Origin of the sequence: Cobetia sp. cqz5-12, assembly GCF_016495405.1 — a bacterium.
Lineage (GTDB): Bacteria > Pseudomonadota > Gammaproteobacteria > Pseudomonadales > Halomonadaceae > Cobetia.
Genome location: NZ_CP044522.1, coordinates 4,083,734 through 4,105,762 on the forward strand (window position 1 = coordinate 4,083,734; position 22,029 = coordinate 4,105,762).

The following is a 22,029-nucleotide window of genomic DNA, read 5'->3' on the forward strand; positions in this document are numbered from 1 at the left end:
CACACCGCCGACGCTCCTCAGGGAGACAAGGCATCCCGACGCCAGGGAGACGCTCCCCTGCGAGTGGCCATCAATGGCTACGGACGCATCGGTCAGTGTGTGCTGAGAGCGCTGGTAGAACGTGAAGCACGCGGTGAGGCACTGCCGTTGGAGGTGGTGGCGATCAACGAGCTGTCAGATCTGGACACCATCACCTATCTGACCCGCTACGACACCACCCACGGCCGCTTCCCCGGCACGGTGGAACAACGTGACGGCCAGCTGGTCGTCAACGGGCATGCGATCAGCATCCTGTCCGAGGCCAATCCAGATTGCCTGCCCTGGCGGGCATTGGGGATTGATCTGGTACTGGAGTGCTCAGGCAGCTTCAAGGACCGCGCCACCGCCGAGCGTCATCTGGCGGCAGGCGCCGGACGCCTGCTGTTCTCGCAGCCCGGCGATACCGACGCCGATGTCGATGCCACCATCGTGTGCGGCATCAACCAGTCGGCGCTGGCTCCCGCAGGGCCGGAAGTGAGCAGCGGAATGCGCATCGTCTCGGCGGCGTCGTGCACCACCAATTGCCTGATTCCGATTTTGACGGTGCTGGAACAGGCCTTCGGACTGGAGCGCGGCGTCACCACCACGGTGCACTCGGCGATGAACGACCAGCCGGTGATCGACGCCTACCACCAGACGGACCTGCGCCTGACACGCTCGGCGATGAGTTCGATCGTGCCGGTGGACACCGGGCTGGCCAAGGGCATCAACCGCCTGATGCCGCATCTGGAAGGACGCTTCGAATGTCTGCACCTGCGGGTGCCGACCATCAACGTGTCCTGCATGGACATGTCCATCGAGGTGAAACGTGATGTGACGGCGAGCGAGGTCAATGACCTGCTGCGCGAGGCCTGCGCACAACGCCTGCAGGGCCTGATGGGATTGAGCGAGGAGCCGACGGCTTCCATCGACTTCAACCACGATCCGCGCTCGGGTATCGTGGATGCGACCCAGACCCGTGTTGCCGGCGGCCGGCTGATCAAGATGCTGTGCTGGTTCGACAACGAATGGGGCTTTGCCAATCGCATGCTGGACGTCGCCACCCATTGGCACGCCTGCGAGATGACAACGCCTCTGGCGAGGGAAGCTCTCTCCACCGATTCACGACCAAGGAACCCGTCATGAACGTGCAAACGATGACCGCCCTCGACCTGTCCGGAAAGCGTGTGCTGATCCGCGAAGATCTCAACGTGCCGATCCGCGACGGTCAGGTGACCAGCGACGCGCGCATCCGTGCCAGCCTGCCGACCATCAAGGCGGCACGTGACGCCGGCGCACGCGTGATGCTGATGAGTCATCTGGGCCGCCCCACCGAGGGTGAGCCGGAAGACCAGTTCTCGCTGGCACCGGTCGCGGCACATCTGGGCGAGCTGCTGGGCAGCCCGGTGCGCCTGATCAATGACTACCTCGACACGGCACCGGATGTCGCCGAAGGCGAGGTCGTGCTGCTGGAGAACGTGCGCTTCAACAAGGGCGAGAAGAAGGACGAGGAATCCCTGTCCCGCGCCTATGCCGCGCTGTGCGATGTCTACGTGATGGATGCCTTCGGCACCGCGCACCGTGCCCAGGCCTCGACCCATGGCGTGGCACGCTTCGCGCCGGACGCCTGCGCCGGCCCGCTGCTGGCCGCCGAGCTGGAAGCCCTCGAGAAGGCACTCGCCGCACCGCGTGCACCGATGGTCGCCATCGTCGGTGGCTCCAAGGTTTCCACCAAGCTCGACGTGCTCAAGGCGCTGTCCGACAAGTGCCACCAGCTGATCGTCGGTGGCGGCATCGCCAACACCTTCATCGCGGCGGCCGGTTACAACGTCGGCAAGTCCCTCTACGAGGCTGACCTGCTCGATACCGCTCGCGCGCTGATGGACAAGGTCGAGATTCCGCTGCCGACCGACGTCGTCGTCGCCACCGAGTTCTCCGACAAGGCCGAAGCCGTCGTGCGCGCCGTCGCCGACGTCCAGGACGACGAGATGATCCTTGATATCGGTCCGGAGACCGCCTCGCGCTTCGGTGCACTGCTCAAGGACGCCGGCACCATTCTGTGGAACGGCCCGGTCGGCGTGTTCGAGATCGAACAGTTCGCCAACGGCACCGAGCAGCTGGCGATGGCCATCGCCGAGAGCGACGCCTTCTCCATCGCCGGCGGTGGCGACACCCTGGCGGCCATCGACAAGTACGACGTCGAGTCGCGCGTCTCCTACATTTCTACCGGTGGCGGCGCCTTCCTCGAATACGTGGAAGGCAAGGTACTGCCGGCCGTTGCGGCATTGGAAGCCGCAGCAAGCTGAACCCGCCTGTGTCCTCACTGGCGCAGGCTTAGAGTCACGGCCACAAGGTCGCTCCCCGTCAGCTGACGGGGGGCACCCGACGCTTCTCCACTCGATTCCTCAAAAAGACAGGTGATGTCATGGCATTGATCAGCATGCGCCAGATGTTGGACCACGCAGCCGAGTACGGATACGGCATCCCGGCGTTCAACGTCAACAACCTCGAGCAGATGCGCGCCATCATGGAAGCCGCCGATCACACCGATTCTCCGGTGATCGTCCAGGCCTCCGCCGGCGCACGCAAATACGCGGGCGCGCCGTTCCTTCGCCACCTCATCCTGGCTGCGGTGGAAGAATTCCCGCATATCCCGGTGGTCATGCACCAGGATCACGGCACCTCGCCGGCAGTCTGCCAGCGCTCCATCCAGCTGGGCTTCAGCTCGGTGATGATGGACGGCTCGCTGGGCGAAGACGGCAAGACCCCGACCAGCTACGAATACAATGTCGATGTGACCCGTCGCACCGTCGAGATGGCCCATGCCTGTGGCGTGTCCGTCGAAGGCGAGCTGGGTTGCCTCGGCTCGTTGGAAACCGGCATGGCCGGTGAAGAAGACGGCATCGGTGCCGAAGGCAAGCTGGACCACGACCAGATGCTGACCGACCCGGAAGAAGCCGCCGACTTCGTCAAGAAGACCCACGTCGATGCCCTGGCCATCGCCATCGGCACCTCCCATGGCGCCTACAAGTTCACCAAGCCGCCGACGGGTGACACCCTGTCCATCCAGCGCATCAAGGAGATCCACGCCCGCATCCCCGAGACTCACCTGGTGATGCATGGCTCTTCCTCCGTGCCGCAGGACTGGCTGGAAATCATCAACGAATACGGCGGCAAGATTCCGGAGACCTACGGCGTGCCGGTCGACGAGATCGTCGAAGGCATCAAGCACGGCGTGCGCAAGATCAACGTCGACACCGATCTGCGTCTGGCCTCTACCGGTTCCATCCGTCGCTTCATGGCGCAGAACCCGTCTGAATTCGACCCGCGCAAGTACCTGAAGGAATCCGTGAAGGCGATGCGCGACATCTGCATCGCCCGCTACGAAGCCTTCGGTGCCGCCGGCCATGGCAGCAAGATCGACCCGATCAACCTCGAAGCGATGTTCGAGCGTTACCACCGTGGCGAGCTGGACCCGAAGATCAACTGATCGGACGGCACACGCCAAGGTCTCCCTGCCTGCCCACACGCAGCAGGCAGGAAATGAAGAGAAAGGCGACCCTTCGGGGGTCGCCTTTTTTATGCGCCTCAGGGTGCCAGCCTCTCGCGCACGCAGGTATCCTTTCGAGATTCCATCTGGCATTGATCATTCATCACCGTATCGCAGGAGACATCATGGCCTCGCTCAAGGATCAACTGTCCGGGCTTGTCTATTCCACCGAACATGGCGCAACCTGCCCTGAGTGTCGGCGTGCCGAAGCCGAGTGCGAATGTGCCGACCTCGCCGAGCGTGAACGCCTGGCAAGCCTCGATGGCGTGGTGCGCATCCGTCGCGAGACCAGCGGTCGCAAGGGCAAGGGAGTGACCACCGTGAGCGGGATTCCGCTCGCCGAGAAGGAACTCAAGGCCCTGGCCAAGACTCTCAAGCAGCGGTGCGGCACTGGCGGCAGCCTCAAGGATGGCATCGTGGAGATCCAGGGCGATCATCGCGAGACGCTCAAGGCTGAACTCACGCGGATGGGCTATACCGTCAAGCTGGCCGGTGGCTGAACGCCTGCTGCCCGCACCATTGCCTTCCATCTCGCTGCACAAGGGATTCCCATGCTGAACTTCATCACGCCACGCCGACCTTCGGCTCACGCGCTCTCGCTCTCTGGCCTGCTGCTGGCCACGCTCGGGCTGGGTGGCTGCATGACCGGCCCGGACTTCACGCAGCTGGAGGCGCGCGTGGTGCCACAGCAGGCCTTCACGGCACCGGCGGATGCGATGCTGGAAGTGCGCCTGGTGGATGTCTCCCGCGCCGACACCGAGGCCGGACTGATTGCCAGTACCCGCTATGGCGGCCTGCGTGAAGGGCCTTTCCCAGTCAGCCTGCAGTACGATCGCAACGCCATCGAGGAAGGCCATCGCTACGCGCTGCAAGCCGATGTGCGCAGCGATGGACGCCTGTATTGGATCAATGACAGCGCAGTGCCGGTGCTGGGTGACGCCAGCACCTCGCAGGGTGAGGTCGAGATCCCGCTCACGCCGCTGCCGCGGGCACTGGGGCATTGATCATGCACCGGGCTCCTGAGCTGCTCACGCCCATCTCTCCGGGGCAATGGCTCATAGCCCATAGATAGGACACTCCAATGGATTGGCTGGAATACCTGTTACCTGTCTTCTTCCTTACCCCACTGGGTGCCATCGCGCTGGTGGTGCTGGGCATGCGTGGTCTGCATGAGCGGCGCATCCAGTCGCCACTGACCCGCCGCCAGCTGCGTGAACCGGGCCAGAGCCTGCGTGACCGTCTCGATGATGCCTTCCAGGCGCTGTTTCTCGACGGGGCACTCGGGCCGCTCATCACCTTGAGTCCGCTGGTCTACGGCATGGGGCGCATGGTGTTCAGCGAAGAGCAGAACTGGCTCGAGTGGGCAGGCTATGGCCTCGCCTGTGCGCTGTTCGTGCTGATCTTCGCGCTGCGCCTGACGCGGCACTTCCAGCGTATCCGCAAGCTCAAGCTGGGGCTGGCCTGCGAGCTGTCCATCGGTCAGGAGCTCGACCAGCTCATCCGCCCCGAACAGCTGACCAGCATGGTCTATCACGACGTGCCTGCCGACGGCTTCCACATCGATCATCTGGTGGTCACCCCCGCCGGTGCCTACGCCATTCGCACCAAGGCGCGCTCGCGGCCGCTGGATGCACTGGGCGCACTCAAGGATGAGGTCAAGCTCAAGGATGGTCGCCTGTACTTCCCGGGCTATCGCGAGCGCAAGCCGCTGCGCGAGACACGTACCGCGCGCGACTGGACCGCGGCCTGGCTGAAGCGCGAATGTGGCGTCGACGTGCCGGTGCAAGGGCTGCTGGCACTGCCCGGCTGGCAGATCGTGCGCGAAGGTGCCCAGCGCGAGAACGACCCCGAGGTCGTCAATGGCGAGGGCCTGGCCGATTGGCTGAGCACCCATTGCATGGCTCCCGAAGATGGCTGCCCGACCCTGGATGACGCCCTCAAGCAGCGCATCAATGAGGCGATTCTCGACCGCGTTCAGGCCGAGCGCCTCGCCACCAGTTGATCCTCCGCCATGCTTCACTCCCTCGGAGCATGGCAGCGCCGGACAAAGGCTTGCCAAGGCGACCCGCCCGTCGTTAAATACGCGCCGGTCCAGCCTTGGCAACCTTAGCGCGCTATCGCAATGATGGCGCTATTGGCGACATATCCCGCATGAAACTCATCACCTTCGACGCTTTTCGTACCCTCGGCATTCCCGGTGTTCGTTATATCAAGCCGGAGCGCATGCTGGATCACCTCGACGAGATCCGCGCCGCCGATATCCTGCTGTTTCCCGAATACTGGCAGATCACCACCCTGGTCTACGGCCTCGGCAAACGCATCTTCCCCAGCCTGCCCAGCTACGCGATCGGCCATGACAAGGTCGAGCAGACACGCGTCTTTCAGGCCATCTGCCCGGACAATGTGCCGCCGACCGAGATTCGTGGCGCCAGCCGTCAGGCTATCGACGATATCGAGGCGCGCTTCGGCTACCCGCTGATCGTCAAGGAAGTCAAAAGCTCGATGGGTGTCGGCGTGAAACTGATCCAGTCGCGCGGCGAGCTGGAAGCGCATGCAGCGGAGCATCCAGTGCTGTATGCCCAGCCGCGCCTGGAGATCGACCGCGATCTGCGCATCGTGGTGGTGGGTGGCGAAGTCATCACCGCCTACTGGCGTGTCACGCCGCTGGGTGGCTATCGCTCCAATGTCAGCCAGGGCGGCGAGACGGCCTATGACAACATCCCGGAGCCCGCCATCGAGCTGGCGCTGCACCTGGCCGAGGCATTGGGTGTCGATCATGCCGGCTTCGATATCGCGATGGTTGATGGCTATCCCGTCGTGTTCGAGTTCAATCGCCTGTTCGGCAATCAGGGCATTCAGGACAGTTCACGGCGTATCGGTGCCGCCATCAGTCGCTATCTGGCCCTCGACAATGACGACAAGGACCCGACGACGCCGCTACTGACACCACGCCGCATGCGCCGCGCGACACTCAAGGAAACCGCCTGACATCTTGTGGGCGCGTCATCATGTTGCGCCCCTGCCTGCCCTGAACGACAAGACGCCGCCCAATGGGCGGCGTCTTGTCGTCTGGTACTGACCATTCAACTGGCCAGCCGGTTTATCTCCTCACAGGCGTGAGGGACGGCTATGCGGGTCGCCTTCGATATGATCCTTGGGCGGGTCCTGCCGCGGCTTGCCTGCTGCCGGCACGTCCTCGTCGGGTATTTCCCAAGTGCCTTCTTCGGTCCAGGGGTCGTCTGCCGGGAACTCCTCGATGTTGATTTCCTTGACCGTGTAATCGGGCTGGTAGCGCAGGTCATAGTGCGCGGCACGCACGATGGAGATGCACAGCATCAAGGCCACTGCCAATAGCGGCACACCCCCGATGATGGAGGCCGTCTGCAGGGTCTCCAGCCCGCCGATGAACATCAGCACGATGGGCATGAACGACAGGGCGAAGGCCCAGAACAGGCGGTTCCAGCGCATCGGCTCTTCGTCAACTTCCTTCTGGACCACAGCGGCCAGAATGTAGGAGATGGAGTCGAAGGTGGTCGCGGTGAAGATCAGCGCCAGCAGCGTGAAGGCGAAGATCACCACATAGTCCAGCGGCAGGGTGTGCAGCATCGCGAAGATGGCCGCGGTCGGGCTCTGGTCATTGAGGATGGTGACCACGTCCAGCTCACCGGACAGCTGCAGGTAGAGGCCGTAGTTGCCCATCACCATGAAGAACAGGAAGCAGCCCATGGTGCCGAAGAACATCGAACCGGCGACCATGGCGCGGATGGTGCGGCCCCGCGAGATACGCGCGATGAACAGCCCCACGCTGGGCGCGAACACCAGCCACCAGGCCCAGTAGAAGATGGTCCAGTCCTGCGGGAAGTGCGTGTCCTCGAAGCCCTTGAACTCGGCGAACGGCTCAAGCCAGGTGGCCATGTGGATCAGGTTGCTCATCACGCGGCCCAGCGCATCCAGACCGGTGTTGGCCATGAACAGGGTCGGCCCCGCGATGAAGATGAACAGCAACAGGCCGACCGCCAGCCAGAAGTTGATGTCTGACAGCAGCTTGATGCCCTTCTTGAGCCCCACGTAGGCGCTGTAGCCGAACAGGGCGGTACACACCAGCAGCACCACGATCTGCGTGGTCAGCGACTTGGGCACCCCGAACAGCTCGTGCACCCCCTCGTTGATCATCGGTGCCGCCAGACCCAGCGTGGTCGCACCGCCGCCCAGCATACCGAAGATGAAGCTGATATCGATCAGCTTGCCCAGCCAGCCATGCGCCAGCTTTTCGCCCAGCACCGGCATCAGCGCTTCGGAAATCTTCAGGACGCTGTGATGACGCACATAGTAGAAGTAGGCGATCGGCACGGCAGGAATCAGGTAGATCGCCCATGCCAGCGGTCCCCAGTGGAAGATGCCATAGGCCGCGGCCCATTCCGCAGCTTCCGGCGTCCGGCCTTCCACATGGAACGGGGGCGACTGGTAGTAGTAGACCCACTCGATCATCGACCAGTACAGGATGGAGGCCCCGATACCGGCACAGAACAGCATCGCCGCCCACGACACGATGGAGAATTCGGGCTTCTCCTCGGCATCACCGAGCTTTATCTGACCGATGTCGCTGAAGATGATGTAGATCATGAAGCCGCCGGCCCCCACGCCGAGCAGCAGATAGAGCACGCCGAGCTTGCTGGTGACGAAGTTCTTGGCCGCCGATACCCACATCGCGCCTTGCTCGGGGAAGATGACCAGCGGCAGCGTCACTGCCAACAGCAGAAAGATCGAGCCGAAGAAAGTCGGCTTGTCGATCATGTCGAAGGGCTTTTCAGACCGATCCCCCTCCGTTCTGGCGGATACCTTTCGGGTTTCCTTGCTCATATATAAGCCTCACTTATCGTTATTGCCATACATGATAACAGCTTATCATGAGTGATTGCGATACACGCATCTCCACTGCGTACAATCCTAGTACAACGATCCAAGCGCTTACGTAAAGATAATTTAACGCAAGCAAGTCATTTATTAGCGCATGGCAGTCCTTGGCGTTGAGGCCAAGGGAGGAACAGGAAGCACAACGACAGGGCTGAGAGCGACAGGCAAATCAGCAGGGAAGACACAGCCAGAACAGGCAGCGCAGAGGTGGGCAGCCACAGAGGGGTAAGACGCAGGGAAGGCGCAGCAAGGCAGCAGATGTCAGACCGGACAGCAGGCATCCACCAGGGAACGGCACTGCTGCCGTCTCCTGGTGGAAGTAATCAGACTTGAGATGATCGAGCTGATGGCGCCTCGCTCTCAGTCGCCGCGCAGGCGCCCGCCCATCTCCTGGGCGAGGTCCACCGCGAAGTGGTCCGTCATGCCGCCGATGAAGTCGAGCATGCGCCGATAGCTGCGGTAGAGATCCCAGTCCTTGGTCGGTGTGTTCTCGCCGATCAATGCCAGCACACGTTGATGCTTGAAGCTGGAACGCCCCTTGGTATGCAGCTCATGCGCAGCGCCGATGAAGGCCTCGAGCAGAATCCCCAGCGTGGTGTAGGCGCCGATCTCCAGCTTGGCCTTGCGCTCGTTGCGGAAGATCTTCTGGCGCGCCAGATTCTTGGCTTCTCGCACGCCCCAGCCGAGGTCGGGGTGGCACAGGTCGAGCAGGTCTTCACTGAGCGTGCCGGCCAGCAGTTCCGCCTCGCGCTGCACGAAAGCCTCAGCGACATCATTGACGGCACGCTCCATCGCCGCGCCTCTCAACGCCGCCACCTTGCGCCGCTGGGAGGTGCCGCGGGCGACCATCTCCTGATATTCGCGTGGCTCACCCCCGCTGATGCCGGTGAGAATCTCGAACACTTCCTCGAACTGCAGGATGCCCATCTCGAGGCCATCTTCCAGGTCCAGCAGTGCATAGCAGATGTCATCGGCGGCCTCGACCAGCCACGCCAGCGGGTGACGGCACCAGCGGCCATCGGCTCGCGCCAGCAACCCGCAACGCTCGGCGACCTGATCCAACAGCACGCGCTCGCTCTGATAGCAGCCGAACTTGCCGCCGGCCGTGGCGTGCTCCACCGTCCACGGGTACTTGAGCAGCGTGCCCAGCGTCGCTGCCGTCAGGCGCATGCCGCCATGGAACTGGTTGTATTCGATCTGGGTGACGATACGAAAGCCCTGGGCATTGCCTTCGTAGGTGAGCAGGTCCTCGCGCTCGGCATCGCTCAGCCCGGCCAGCCGACCGTGATCACTGGCGGCCTCGGCGGCGAACCAGTCGCGGATGGCGTACTCCCCGGCGTGCCCGAAAGGCGGGTTGCCGATGTCATGCCCCAGGCAGCCGGTCTGGACGATGACGCCGAGATCCGACGGCGTGATCCAGTCGGGCAACTGCTCCTTGAGCTTCTCGCCGACCATCATGCCCAGCGAGCGGCCGACGCAGCCGACTTCCAGCGAGTGGGTCAGACGCGTGTGGATGTGGTCATTGTCGGTCAGCGGGTGGACCTGGGTCTTGCGCCCCAGGCGACGGAAGGAACCCGCGAACACGATGCGGTCGTGGTCCTTGTGGAAGGGAGTCCGCCCCATCTCCCGCGATACGGTGCCCGGTGCGTCATGCAGGCGACTCGGTTCCAGCAGTCGCTCCCAGCTCATCGATGACATCAGGCAACTCCTTGGCAGGCGCCGTGTACTGGCGCCGGCGAGCAGATAACAGGTGAATGACGCGCATAAAAAAAGAGAACAGGGATTGTGGCACCCTGCTCTCTTTCTCTCCAGACCGCTCAGGCTGTCCTCAGTCCTCGGTCCTCAGTCCTCGGCCAGCGCCGGCAGCAGCACCTTGAGCTTGCGGGTCAAGGTGTTGCGCCCCCAGCCCAGCAGCTCGGCGGCTTCACCCTTGCGACCACCGGTATGCTTGAGGGCCGTCTCGATCAGGATGCGCTCGAAATCGGGCACCGCCTCTTCCAGCAGATGGGTGTGGCCGGCGGCGAGTGCGCGGTCCGCCCACTCGCGGAAGGCACCACGCCAATCGCCGGAGGCCGCCTCGGTGCCGCTGGCATCGCGCAGCTCCGGCGGCAGGTCCTCGATCATCACTTCACGTCCCGAGGCCATCACCGTCAGCCAGCGACAGGTGTTCTCGAGCTGGCGCACGTTGCCCGGCCAGTCGAAGCGCGTCAGGTGTTTCTCCGCGGCCTCCGTCAGCACCTTTGGCTCGGTCGACAGTTCACGCGCGGCCTCGCCCAGGAAGTGGCTCATCAGGCGCGGAATGTCTTCGCGACGCTCCGACAGGCGCGGTAGGTGCACGCGAATCACGTTGAGGCGGTGGAAGAGATCCTCACGGAAACGCCCATCCTCGACCAGCTTTTCCAGGTGCTGGTGCGTCGCGGCGATGATGCGCACGTCGACCTTGACCGGCGTGATGCCACCGACACGATAGAACTCGCCATCGGCCAGTACGCGCAGCAGACGGGTCTGGGTCTCGGCGGGCATGTCACCGATCTCATCGAGGAACAGCGTGCCGCCATCGGCCTGCTCGAAGCGCCCGCGGCGCAGCGCCGTGGCGCCGGTGAAGGCGCCCTTCTCGTGGCCGAACAGCTCCGATTCCATCAGGTCCTTGGGAATCGCGGCCATGTTGAGCGCGATGAACGGCTTGGCGGCACGTGGCGAGTGCTGATGCAGCGCCTGGGCCACACGCTCCTTGCCGGTACCGGACTCACCGTTGATCAAGACGGTGATATGCGACTGAGACAGGCGGCCGATGGCGCGAAAGACTTCCTGCATCGCCGGCGCTTCGCCGATGATTTCCTTGGTCAGCCCTTCCGGCACGGCGGCGGGCGCCTTGGACTCACGGGCATGTGCCACGGCGCGCCGTACCAGCGCCAGCGCCTCATCGACATCGAACGGCTTGGGCAGATATTCGAAGGCGCCACCCTGATAGGAGGCCACGGCGCTGTCGAGGTCGGAGTGCGCCGTCATCACGATGACGGGCAGGTCCGGGTACTTCTCGCGCACGCGCGCCATCAGATCGAGGCCATCGGTTCCGGGCATGCGGATATCGGTGATCAGGACATCCGGGCACTGACGCATGATGCTGGCTTCGGCCTGATCGGCCCGCTCGAAGGTTTCCACCTCGAGGTCGGGTTGTGCCAGAGCGCGCTCCAGCACCCAGCGAATGGCACGGTCGTCATCGACGATACAGACGCGGGCAGTCTCGCTCATGTGTGATCTCCAGAAGTGCCGGCTAGCGGAATGAGTAATCGGAATTCGGTATGGCCGGGGCGCGAGTCACACTCGATCAGCCCCTGATGCTGGTGCAGGATGCCCTGGGCGATCGACAGCCCGAGCCCTGAGCCTTCGGCGCGCCCCGAGACCATCGGGTAGAACAGCGTCTCGCGCAGGCTCTCCGGAATGCCGGGACCGTTGTCGATGATCGCCAGCTCGCAGACCAGCCGGTGGCGCTCGTGGCCCAGCGTGAACTGACGACGAGCACGGGTCCGCAGCGTGATCTCGTAGGGGGCGGCATCGGGCTGCGGTGAATCGGGCTGTGGCTGCTCATTGAGGGCCTGGGTGGCGTTGCGCGCGATGTTGAGCACCGCCTGGATCAGCTGGCCTTCGTCGCCGATCACCTCCGGCAGGCTCGGGTCATAGTCAGCGCTCAAGGTGATGGCGCTGCCTTCCGCCTGCAGCAAGGCCCGCACCCGCTCGGTCACCGCATGCACATTGACCGGCGCCTGCAGCGGCGGCCGGTTCGGCCCGAGCATGCGATCGACCAGATCACGCAGACGGTCCACCTCCTCGATGATGATGCGCGTGAACTCCACCATCTGCGGTTCGGGCAGGTCACGTTCGAGCAGCTGGGCGGCGCCACGAATGCCGCCAAGCGGATTCTTGACCTCATGCGCGAGACCACGCGTCAGCACCTTGACCGCCTCCTGGCGGGCGATCAGCGCTTCTTCGCGCGAGATCTGCATCAGGCGGTCACGCGGCTCTATCTCGACCAGCAGTTCATTGGCGCTGATGGGCGTCGCGGTGAAATCCACCGTCAGCGCTTCATTGGCCGCGTTGATGATCTCGGCCTCACGCTGGGTGTAGGGGTGCTGTTCCTCCAGCGCCTTGCGCAGCACATTGATCAGGGTGTCATCCAGCCCGGTCATGTTGTCGGGCGTACTGCCCTTCACGCGCACCAGACTCACCGCCAGCAGCGTCTCCGCGGCGGGATTCATCCAGACCATCTGCAGCTGTGAGTCCAGCACCACCACGGCAGTGTTCAGGTGTTCGAGCAGTCGTTGATGCATGGGTTTGTTCGCCATCTGCAATACGTCTCCCTGTTCTGCAATAACCGCGCCAGTCTGGTGCAGGCACCGAGAACACGGCGTCCGATGCTGTGCAACCATTTCTGGCCCCTCATATTGGCACCAAAATGGTGCAGACGAAAAATCGTGCTCGAGCTCGCGTTGCCTCATTCCGCCACCAGATGGCCCGATATCGACTGGCCCAGACACGAAAAAGCCGCCCGAAGGCGGCCTGTCAGCGAAGGAGAAACGCACGAAGAACGCAGGCCGCCCTTACGCTGCTAGCCTCCGCCTGCATTGGCAGGATTGTTGGGGTTGCGAGGCAGATTGACGCTGGCGCGCTGCACATAGACCACCTTCGGCTCACTGGTCTGGCGTACGCGACCGGTGGAATCCAGCAACTCCGCCTGGATGACATGCTTGCCACGCTCCAGCGCCGGCACCATGAAGACAGTGCTGTGCATGGCGGATTGAGACGGCGCGCCGTCCACGGTCACGCGCACCTTGTCTTCCGGGCGCAGCTTGGGCTCGATCCCCAGGCGTACCGCCAGATTGCCCGCCTGCCCGGTCTGCAGCGTTTCCTCGTTGGACGGGCTCTGGATGGTGAAGGTGGTATAGCCACGGAAGGCCACATCCACCGCAGGTGCCCGGGTGCGGGTGCTCTCGCTGGATGAGGCAGTACTCACGCGCGACGGCGTGCTGCGCCGCGGCGGCAGGGATTCCGTCGACGGCACCACGCTGAGCGGCGTCAGCTGCACCTTGCTGCCGCCCGCAGGCTGATCACTGAAGACCACGTTGCCGTTGGCATCGACGTGACGATAGACCTGGGCCGCCTGAATATCGAACGACAGGCTCGACAGCATCAGCGTCGCTGCCAGCAACAGGCACTGCAGTGGCTCGGGGCGCGCTGCTGGCAGTACACGCGAGTCAGTCGCGGGGTTCGCGACGCGCAAGGAGGATACGAAGGGCCACATCCGAAGATTCCTGAAGAGAGTCATGGGAGGCCAGAAGCCGCAGGCAGCTCCAGCGGGTTGGGTCTATCGGCAGGCGTCCTGCTGCCTGAAGACAAGGCTAACAAGTTACAAAGCTTACCGCGTTGATGCCAGCATTTGGGGCCTTCGACAAGATGCCTGTGTGCATTGACTGTCACGCAAGGCTACCACCGCGCCCTGCATATCTGTCAGCAGCATGGCCGATCTCAGGGAAAAGGATCAGGGGCAGAGCAAAGGATCAGAGCACTGAGATAGAACGAAACAGGGCCATATTGAAAAACAGGGCCACAACGAAAAACAGGGCCACACCTGTCGGTATGGCCCTGCTGTCGTCATCGTCGTGGGCTTGCCTTCACCTGGAAGGCACCTCCGTCAGATGACGTGGCTAGCGAATGGCTGCCTCAACCTCTGCAGCGCTTGGACGCTGCTGTACTTAGACGCTGTAATACATGTCGAATTCGAGCGGGTGAGTCGCCATGCGCAGGCGCTGGACGTCTTCGCCCTTCAGCTCGAGGTAGGCATCGATCATGTCGTCGGTGAAGACGCCACCCTGGGTCAGGAACTCACGATCGCCGTCCAGTGCGGTCAGGGCCTGTTCGAGGCTCTCGGCCACGGTCGGGATGGACTTGGCTTCCTCGGCCGGCAGGTCGTAGAGGTTCTTGTCCATCGCGTCGCCCGGGTGGATCTTGTTCTTGATACCGTCGATACCGGCCATCAGCATCGCGGAGAACGCCAGGTACGGGTTGGCCGTCGGATCCGGGAAACGCGCCTCGACACGCTTGCCTTTCGGGCTGGCGGTGTACGGGATACGGATGGAAGCGGAACGGTTGCGGGCAGAGTAGGCCAGCATGACCGGCGCTTCGAAGCCCGGCACCAGACGCTTGTAGGAGTTGGTGGACGCATTGGTGAAGGCGTTCAGGGCACGAGCGTGCTTGATGATGCCGCCAATGTAGTAGAGGGCCATTTCGGACAGACCCGCGTACTCGTCACCGGCGAACTGGTTGTCGCCATCCTTCCAGAAGGACTGGTGAACGTGCATGCCGGAACCGTTGTCACCGACCAGCGGCTTGGGCATGAAGGTCGCGGACTTGCCGTAGGCGTGAGCCACGTTGTGGATCACGTACTTGAGTTCCTGAACCTCATCGGCCTTCTTGACCAGGGTGTTGAACTTGACACCGATCTCGTTCTGGCCGGCGTTCGCCACTTCGTGGTGGTGAACTTCGACTTCCTGACCGATGGCTTCCAGGGTGTTGCACATGGCAGCACGGATATCGTGGAAGCTGTCGATCGGCGGGACCGGGAAGTAGCCGCCCTTCAGACGCGGACGGTGACCCAGGTTGCCGCCTTCCGGCGTGGAATCGGTCGCCCAGGCACCTTCTTCGGAAGAGATCTTGAACATGGAACCGTTCATCTCGTTCTTCCAGTGCACTTCATCGAAGATGAAGAATTCCGGCTCCGGGCCGAAGAAGGCGGTGTCGCCCAGACCGGTGGACTTCAGGTATTCCTCGGCGCGCTTGGCGACGGAGCGCGGGTCGCGCTCATAGCCCTGCATGGTGGCCGGCTCGATGACGTCGCAGCGCAGCACCAGGGTGGTGTCTTCGGTGAACGGGTCGAGGAAGGCAGTACCGTCGTCCGGCATCAGGATCATGTCGGATTCGTTGATGCCCTTCCAACCTTCGATGGAGGAACCATCGAACATCTGGCCGTTCTCGAAGAATTCCTCATCCACTGAACGCGCCGGGATGGAGACGTGCTGCTCCTTGCCCTTGGTGTCGGTGAAGCGCAGATCAACCCACTTGACTTCGTGTTCTTCAATCAGGGCAAGTGTCTTCTCAGCCATGGTAATTCTCCGATGGAGCCGGCGGCTCTGGTTACAGTTGGTGTCAGCGTTGTCTGGGGTTATTGCTCTATTTTGTAAGCCTTTTCTCTCATGGTCGGCGTCGTTATGCCAGCCATCAGACAGGATGCTCTAACAATGCAGCGAGCGTGCCAGAATGGCGCACGCCTCATCGGCCATTTCAGTAAGCTCATGAATATGTTGAAAAAAAACATCACCATCTTCATGCATCAAGCGCAAAAAACCGACCAAAGATGAGCCGACAAGGTGCAAAAATTCTTGTCGCGCAGTGCAGATTCATCATTTGAGTGCACCAAAAAACGCCATTGCTCTACATTGGTGCAAAATGCTGAACGCGCGGTATTTCTCCACTCCCACTCGATGATCACGTCAGCATCACATTGCGGTCATTTCTTCCTTTCCTCCTCGCGTTTGCCTCAATCCACAAGTTTTTTTCGTCCGCGACAAGGAGGCGGAAAAGACTTGAGAGACAATCATTTGGGCACTTCAGGCCAGTTGAAGGCACTCGCTGACTCGCCTCGTGAATGCACGATGCTGGCAGGAGGCATGCCATGCCCCCTATAATGCGCCCCAAATCACAAGCGCCCGGTACGCGAGCGCCCATTTTCCGCACAGGTTCCCGTCGTGATCGAGAAACTTCGCAACATAGCCATCATCGCCCACGTTGACCACGGTAAAACTACCCTGGTCGACAAGCTCCTGAGTCAGTCCGGCACCCTGGACCGCAAGGCCGAGGGTCAGGAACGCATCATGGATTCCAACGACCAGGAAAAAGAGCGCGGCATCACCATCCTCGCGAAGAACACCGCGATCCAGTGGAACGATTACCACATCAACATCGTGGACACCCCCGGGCACGCTGACTTCGGTGGCGAAGTCGAGCGCGTGATGTCCATGGTCGATTCCGTGCTGCTGCTGGTCGATGCCGTCGATGGCCCGATGCCGCAGACTCGCTTCGTGACCCAGAAGGCATTCGCCCAGGGCCTGAAGCCGATCGTCGTCGTCAACAAGATCGACCGTCCGGGCTCTCGTCCTGACTGGGTCGTTGACCAGATCTTCGATCTGTTCGACAACCTGGGCGCGACTGACGAGCAGCTCGACTTCCCGATCATCTACTGCTCTGCCCTCAACGGCATTGCCGGTATGGATCCGGAAGACCTGAAAGACACCATGGACCCGATGTTCCAGTCCATCGTCGACATCGTCGAGCCGCCGAAGGTCGAGCTGGACGGCCCGTTCCAGATGCAGATCTCCGCACTGGACTACAACAGCTACGTCGGCGTCATCGGTCTGGGTCGCATCAAGCGTGGCGCTGTCAGCCCGGGTCAGCAGGTTTCCATCATCACCAAGGAAGGCGCTGTCCGTAAGGGCAAGATCGGCCAGGTCATGACTCACATGGGTCTGGACCGCGTGCAGACCGACAAGGCGACTGCCGGCGACATCGTCTGCATCACCGGTATCGAGAACCTCGCGATCTCCGACACCATCTGCGACACCGCCACTGTCGAGGCGCTGCCGCCGCTGACCGTCGATGAGCCGACCGTCTCCATGACCTTCCAGGTCAATGACTCTCCGTTCGCCGGTCAGGACGGCAAGTTCGTCACCAGCCGCAACATCCGTGAGCGTCTGGACCAGGAACTGATCCACAACGTCGCACTGCGCGTCGAACAGGGCGAGACGCCGGAGAAATTCGTCGTCTCCGGTCGCGGTGAGCTTCACCTCTCCGTTCTGATCGAATCCATGCGTCGTGAAGGCTTCGAGCTGGCCGTGGGCCGTCCGGAAGTCATCATCAAGGAAATCGACGGCAAGAAGCAGGAGCCGTACGAAGAAGTCATCATCGACTGTGAAGAGCAGCACCAGGGCTCCATCATGGAAGAGCTGGGCTACCGCAAGGGCGAGCTGACCAACATGAACCCGGATGGCAAGGGTCGTGTGCGTCTGGACTTCATCATCCCGTCTCGCGGTCTGATCGGCTTCCGTGGTCAGTTCCTGACCCTGACCTCCGGTACCGGCATCCTGACCAGCCGCTTCGATCACTACGGTGACCTGAAGGAAGGCGCAGGCGTCGAGCGTCGCAACGGTGTCATGATCTCCATGGTGCCGGGCAAGGCACTGTCCTACGCCCTGTACACTCTGCAGGAGCGCGGCAAGCTGATCATCGGTCACGGTACCGAAGTCTATGAAGGCATGCTGGTCGGTATCCACAACCGCGCCAATGACCTGGTCGTCAACCCGACCAAGGCCAAGAAGCTCGATAACATGCGTTCTACCGGCAACGATGAAAACATCGTGCTGACGCCGCCGATTCGCTTCACCCTGGAACAGGCGATCGAGTTCCTGGATTCCGATGAGCTGGTGGAAGTCACTCCGCTGCACATCCGTATCCGCAAGAAGTACCTGAAAGAGAACGAGCGCAAGCGCGCCAGCAAGTAAGCTGGCCCAGCCTGCCCCCTGCCTGATGGCTGGGGGCATCGTGCTCAAACGCAAAAGACCCGCCAACTCGGCGGGTCTTTTGCGTTTGAGCACTTTTCGCTGTTGCCGCAAAGGGCAGCATGACCATCTCTCTAATACTTATGCATGTCATTGCAGGAAGTGCGTCGCTATTAGGGCTCGCAGAATAAGGGAACTTTGCGCGATACCTTGGCCTGAGGCATCTCTAACACTTAAATGAGAGTTATATGACGCATATTCGTGTTGCGCATAAAGCGTCTTCATCCAGAGCATGCCACTCGCGGCCAACGCCCCTGCGCAACCTAATGTCTTGATCCGTTGATAGCGCGCAATCACACGACACCGAGCGAGGATAAATCGTCGAATTCTAATGATGCGTCGCGTTTGAACGACGCAAAAACGAGACGTCGATGCGCAGTCACTAGGGTCAACGCAACGGAGCAGGTATCTTCTGCCGGAGCTTTCTTTATGCATATCCTGCAGTTAACGAAGACTTGTTCGCCACACGCCACCCGGAGCAGGGTCCTCTTACCGATCCTCGTGAGCACTCGCCATGTGTCGCCATTGCCAAGCCAGGTGTGTGCAATGCGTCACGAATACGCTCCAGAAGACCCGTTTGAAAGGATTCAGCAATGAGCATCAAGCAACGCCTCGAAGTCCTGCCATGGGACACGCTGGCGCGTTACCGCCTGATCGAGATCATCGCCTTGTGGGAGGGGCGAGTCACTTCGCGTCATCTGGGCAACGCCTTCGGTATCGCCAGACAGCAAGCCTCGCGCGTCATGAAGACCTACCGCGAGACGGTCGCCGAGAACAATCTCGAGTATGACCCCGTCATCAAGGGCTACCGTCCGTCGGCAAATTTCTGCCCCATGCTGACGCGGGGCGAAGTCGATGAATACCTGCAATTGCTGGGCAATCACGACAATCTGAATCCGCATTTCACCGGGTTGGGGCTAGGTCAGGCAAACACCGAGGCCCTGCGCCTGCCGTCACGCAGCGCCAGCCCGCCGGTGGTCAGAGCCTTGATCGAAGCCGCCAGTCAGGGCGCGCGTCTCGAGGTGACCTACGCCTCTCTCAACTCTCCCCAGGGGGAGGAACGCATCCTGTGTCCGCATACGCTGGTCTACGCCGCTGGCCGCTGGCATGTGCGCGCTTTCTGCGAGAAGAACCGGGCTTTTCGCGACTTCGTGCTGTCTCGATTCCGCGCGGTGCCGGAGCTATTCGGTGAAGCCCTCGAGGGCAGCCAGCGCGAATGTGATGAAGGCTGGGAGACGCGAGTCACCTTGAAGCTGGGCGCCGACCCGCGCCTGACACCCGCCGAACGCGGCCTGATTGAACAGGACCACGGCATGGTGGATGGCGAGCTGCACCTGCCGACACGCGGCGCTCTGGTGCAATACGTCCTGCGCGAGCTGGGCATCAATCCGGACCATCTGGAAGAGTCTCCGCGCGCCCAGCAGCTGGTCGTGCTCAATCGCGACGAGATCACTGACTGGCTGTTCGTCAGCTCCAGCGCCTGACGCGGGAGTGAGTGGGCCTCCCCCTGCTCTCTCCCGGCTCTTCCAGTGCCCACCCCCTGTCCAGTCAATGCCCTCGCACTGACCACAAGTTGCCTGAATGGGCTATCCATCGTCGAGCGAAGTTTATATGATGACTTCTGCACACAGTCCTTCGCCCTTCCCGGCGGAGGACTGTTTTTTTGGTGTCCAGCAAGGCCTTGCTCGCAAGGGGCTGACACCACGACTGACAGGAGGTCTCATGGCCACACTTCCCTCGATCATCATCAATCGCCTGGACGCCGAACGCCTCGAGCGCCTGATTGATCGCGTTGCCGCCACCGACCGTCAGGTGGCAGAACAGCTTGAGGACGAGCTGGAGCGCGCCGAGGTCGTCGAGCCTCACGAGGTGCCCGCCGATATCGTCAGCATGAACAGCCGCGTGGAGTTCACGGACCTGACCCGCCAGCAGACTCTGGTGCGCACGCTGGTCTATCCGCATGCATTGCCCGGCCAGCAGGATGGCCTGTCGGTGCTGGCGCCACTGGGAGCTGCCCTGCTCGGCCTCAAGGTCGGCAGTCTCATCGAGTGGCGGCTGCCGGATGGCAGCCTGCATGAGGTACGTATCGAGGCGCTGCATTACCAGCCGGAAAGTGCCGGCGACCTGCACCGCTGACAGCGCCTAGCGCATCAGCAGACGGCGAATCAGACCATGGATGGCGCGCGCTGTCGGTCCGTCCGCATAGGGCGGGTACATCAGCCGCGCGCCATTCATGCGACCCTTGGCGAAGATTCCCTTGGCCTTGCTGAGTGTCTGGAAACCTTCCTTGCCATGATAATGGCCCATTCCGGACGGCCCGATGCCGCCGAACGGCATGTCATCCTGCGCCACATGCAGCAGGGTGTCGTTCAGGCACATTCCGCCCGCATGCGTGCCTTCGGTGACACGCTGCTGTTCGTGCTTGTCGTGGCCGAAGTAATACAGTGCCAGTGGCCGGGGCCGGGCGTTCACATAGGCCATCGCGACGGATAGCGCATCCGCCGCTGCATCCAGCAACTTGCCCTTCTCGCTCGTCTCGCTATCCGCCTCATCCGCTGCCCCCGCGACCGCCAGGCCGACGATCGGCAGCAGCGGGCCGAAGATTTCCTCCTGCATCACGCGCATCTCATCGGTCACATCGAGCAACGCCAGCGGCGGCATCAGACGCTTCTCGACCAGCGCCGGGTCATTCCAGTCGGGGCTGTCGACCAGAGGCCTGAGCGTCGCGCCCTTCGCCAGGGCGTCCTCGAGCACCTCTCGCAAGCGCTGGTACTGACGCTGATTGATGATGCGCGAATAGTCCTGCGTCTCGCAGAAGCGAGGATAGAAGCGCTGGAAGGCCTCGCCCAGCGCCGTGACCAGCAGCGGGACCTGGTCGTCACTGCACAGCACGTAGTCCGGCGCGACGCAGGTCTGGCCGGCGTTCATGCCCTTGCCGAAGGCCAGCCGCCCCGCCGCTTCACGACGCTGCGCCTCATCCGCCATCAGCTCACGCGACATGATCACCGGCGACTTGCCACCCAGTTCCAGCGTCACGGGGGTCAGGTTGTCCGCCGCGGCACGCATCACATGCTTGCCGACCGCCGTGCTGCCGGTGAACAGCAGGTGGTCGAAGGGCAAGGCCGAGAAGGCCGCCGCCACATCGGCCTCACCCGTCACGACGGCCACCTGCACCTCATCGAAGGCATCGAGCAGCATCACACGCAGCGCCTCGGCGGTCTCGGGGGTGAACTCGCTCATCTTGATCATCACCCGATTGCCGGCACTCAGTGCGCTGATCAAGGGGCCGATCGCCAGATAGAGAGGATAGTTCCAGGGCACGATGATGCCGACCACGCCCAGCGGCTGATAGACGACACGCGCAGAGGCCGGCTGGAAGGCGGCGCTGACATGACGCTTCGAGGGCTTCATCCAGCCCTTCAGATGACGGCGTGCATGACGAATGCCTTCATAGCTCGGTACCAGTTCGGCCAGACGCGTCTCATGGGCGCTGCGGTGGCCGAAATCGGCGCTGATCGCCGTGATCAAGGCCTCCTCGTGTGACTTGAGCGCATCACGCAGTGAGGTCAGCCAGGCCAGGCGCTCGTTGGCGCTGGGCATCGGCGCGTGGGCGAAGGCTGCTCGCTGAGCATCCAGCAACTCACGCATGCGAGCCATCTCGGCCTCTCCCTCGTGGTCTGATGAGGCAGTCGCGGCGCCTGAGGTGGCAGGCAGGTCGTCAACAGCACGGGGGTCTACAGGGGAAGCAGGCGTCATGAGGACATCCAGTGAGGGCCGGCGAAGCCAGCAGCGAAGGCAGACAGCCACGAGTATGGCGTGCCAAGCGACAGCGGCCGGCGCGAGAAGAATCGCCAGCGTGGCTCATCCCGTTTTAGAACACTC

General features: G+C 62.4%; 17 protein-coding genes. 10 read left to right on the forward strand and 7 right to left on the reverse strand.

Annotation, left to right across the window (positions count from 1 at the left end):
- The first annotated feature begins 57 nt into the window (after positions 1-57).
- The 7 genes from F8A90_RS16980 to F8A90_RS17010 all read left to right on the forward strand — a co-directional run bounded on the left by F8A90_RS16980 (position 58) and on the right by F8A90_RS17010 (position 6,556).
- Positions 58-1,164: a type I glyceraldehyde-3-phosphate dehydrogenase gene (locus tag F8A90_RS16980; RefSeq protein ID WP_233593671.1), complete on the forward strand. Its 1,107-nt coding sequence runs from the start codon at positions 58-60 to the stop codon at positions 1,162-1,164.
- Positions 1,161-2,324: a phosphoglycerate kinase gene (locus F8A90_RS16985; protein ID WP_043335739.1), complete on the forward strand. Its 1,164-nt coding sequence runs from the start codon at positions 1,161-1,163 to the stop codon at positions 2,322-2,324. Before F8A90_RS16980 ends, F8A90_RS16985 begins: the two co-directional genes overlap by 4 nt.
- A 119-nt stretch (positions 2,325-2,443) precedes the next feature.
- Complete coding sequence (fba, locus tag F8A90_RS16990; RefSeq protein WP_200018119.1) at positions 2,444-3,508, forward strand: class II fructose-bisphosphate aldolase; 1,065 nt, start codon at positions 2,444-2,446, stop codon at positions 3,506-3,508.
- Between the two features lie 185 nt (positions 3,509-3,693).
- A complete protein-coding gene (locus F8A90_RS16995; protein WP_043335744.1) occupies positions 3,694-4,068 on the forward strand; it encodes a translation initiation factor Sui1 in 375 nt (124 codons plus the stop codon).
- Between the two features lie 51 nt (positions 4,069-4,119).
- The gene (locus tag F8A90_RS17000; protein WP_200018121.1) at positions 4,120-4,572 is read left to right on the forward strand and encodes a YbaY family lipoprotein; all 453 of its coding nucleotides are present in this window, start codon (positions 4,120-4,122) and stop codon (positions 4,570-4,572) included.
- Between the two features lie 77 nt (positions 4,573-4,649).
- Complete coding sequence (locus F8A90_RS17005) at positions 4,650-5,570, forward strand: nuclease-related domain-containing protein (RefSeq protein ID WP_200018123.1); 921 nt, start codon at positions 4,650-4,652, stop codon at positions 5,568-5,570.
- Positions 5,571-5,719: 149 nt separating this feature from the next.
- Positions 5,720-6,556: an ATP-grasp domain-containing protein gene (locus F8A90_RS17010; protein ID WP_200018125.1), complete on the forward strand. Its 837-nt coding sequence runs from the start codon at positions 5,720-5,722 to the stop codon at positions 6,554-6,556.
- 120 nt (positions 6,557-6,676) lie between these two features.
- On the opposite strand, the gene F8A90_RS17015 is transcribed toward F8A90_RS17010, so the two are convergent.
- The 6 genes from F8A90_RS17015 to glnA all read right to left on the reverse strand — a co-directional run bounded on the left by F8A90_RS17015 (position 6,677) and on the right by glnA (position 15,639).
- On the reverse strand, positions 6,677-8,362 hold the full coding sequence (locus F8A90_RS17015; protein WP_233593372.1) for a BCCT family transporter: 1,686 nt from the start codon (positions 8,360-8,362) through the stop codon (positions 6,677-6,679).
- Positions 8,363-8,842: 480 nt separating this feature from the next.
- Positions 8,843-10,180, reverse strand: a complete 1,338-nt coding sequence (locus F8A90_RS17020) for a deoxyguanosinetriphosphate triphosphohydrolase (protein ID WP_200018129.1) — start codon at positions 10,178-10,180, stop codon at positions 8,843-8,845.
- A 144-nt stretch (positions 10,181-10,324) separates the two neighbouring features.
- A complete protein-coding gene (gene ntrC, locus F8A90_RS17025) occupies positions 10,325-11,734 on the reverse strand; it encodes a nitrogen regulation protein NR(I) (RefSeq protein ID WP_043335756.1) in 1,410 nt (469 codons plus the stop codon).
- Entirely contained in the window at positions 11,731-12,825 is a 1,095-nt protein-coding gene (gene glnL / locus F8A90_RS17030) for a nitrogen regulation protein NR(II) (RefSeq protein WP_264158090.1), read from the reverse strand. The genes ntrC and glnL overlap by 4 nt, the downstream gene beginning before the upstream one ends.
- 263 nt (positions 12,826-13,088) lie before the next feature.
- A complete protein-coding gene (locus F8A90_RS17035) occupies positions 13,089-13,781 on the reverse strand; it encodes a DUF4124 domain-containing protein (RefSeq protein ID WP_225996596.1) in 693 nt (230 codons plus the stop codon).
- Between the two features lie 451 nt (positions 13,782-14,232).
- Complete coding sequence (glnA, locus tag F8A90_RS17040; RefSeq protein WP_192838990.1) at positions 14,233-15,639, reverse strand: glutamate--ammonia ligase; 1,407 nt, start codon at positions 15,637-15,639, stop codon at positions 14,233-14,235.
- Positions 15,640-16,281: 642 nt separating this feature from the next.
- Between glnA and typA the strand changes: the two genes are divergently transcribed.
- The 3 genes from typA (at position 16,282) to rnk (ending at position 20,283) form a co-directional block, all read left to right on the forward strand.
- On the forward strand, positions 16,282-18,090 hold the full coding sequence (gene typA / locus F8A90_RS17045; protein WP_043335760.1) for a translational GTPase TypA: 1,809 nt from the start codon (positions 16,282-16,284) through the stop codon (positions 18,088-18,090).
- Between the two features lie 650 nt (positions 18,091-18,740).
- Positions 18,741-19,631 carry a WYL domain-containing protein gene (locus tag F8A90_RS17050; protein WP_043331776.1) on the forward strand — a complete coding sequence of 297 codons (891 nt, stop codon included), beginning with the start codon at positions 18,741-18,743 and terminating at the stop codon, positions 19,629-19,631.
- A gap of 238 nt (positions 19,632-19,869) precedes the next feature.
- Positions 19,870-20,283 (forward strand): nucleoside diphosphate kinase regulator, encoded by a 414-nt coding sequence (rnk, locus tag F8A90_RS17055; RefSeq protein WP_200018131.1) that lies wholly within the window; start codon positions 19,870-19,872, stop codon positions 20,281-20,283.
- 6 nt (positions 20,284-20,289) lie between these two features.
- Here the strand turns inward: rnk and F8A90_RS17060 are convergent, their stop codons facing one another.
- Positions 20,290-21,804 carry a coniferyl aldehyde dehydrogenase gene (locus F8A90_RS17060; RefSeq protein ID WP_233593373.1) on the reverse strand — a complete coding sequence of 505 codons (1,515 nt, stop codon included), beginning with the start codon at positions 21,802-21,804 and terminating at the stop codon, positions 20,290-20,292.
- Positions 21,805-22,029: the final 225 nt, after the last annotated feature.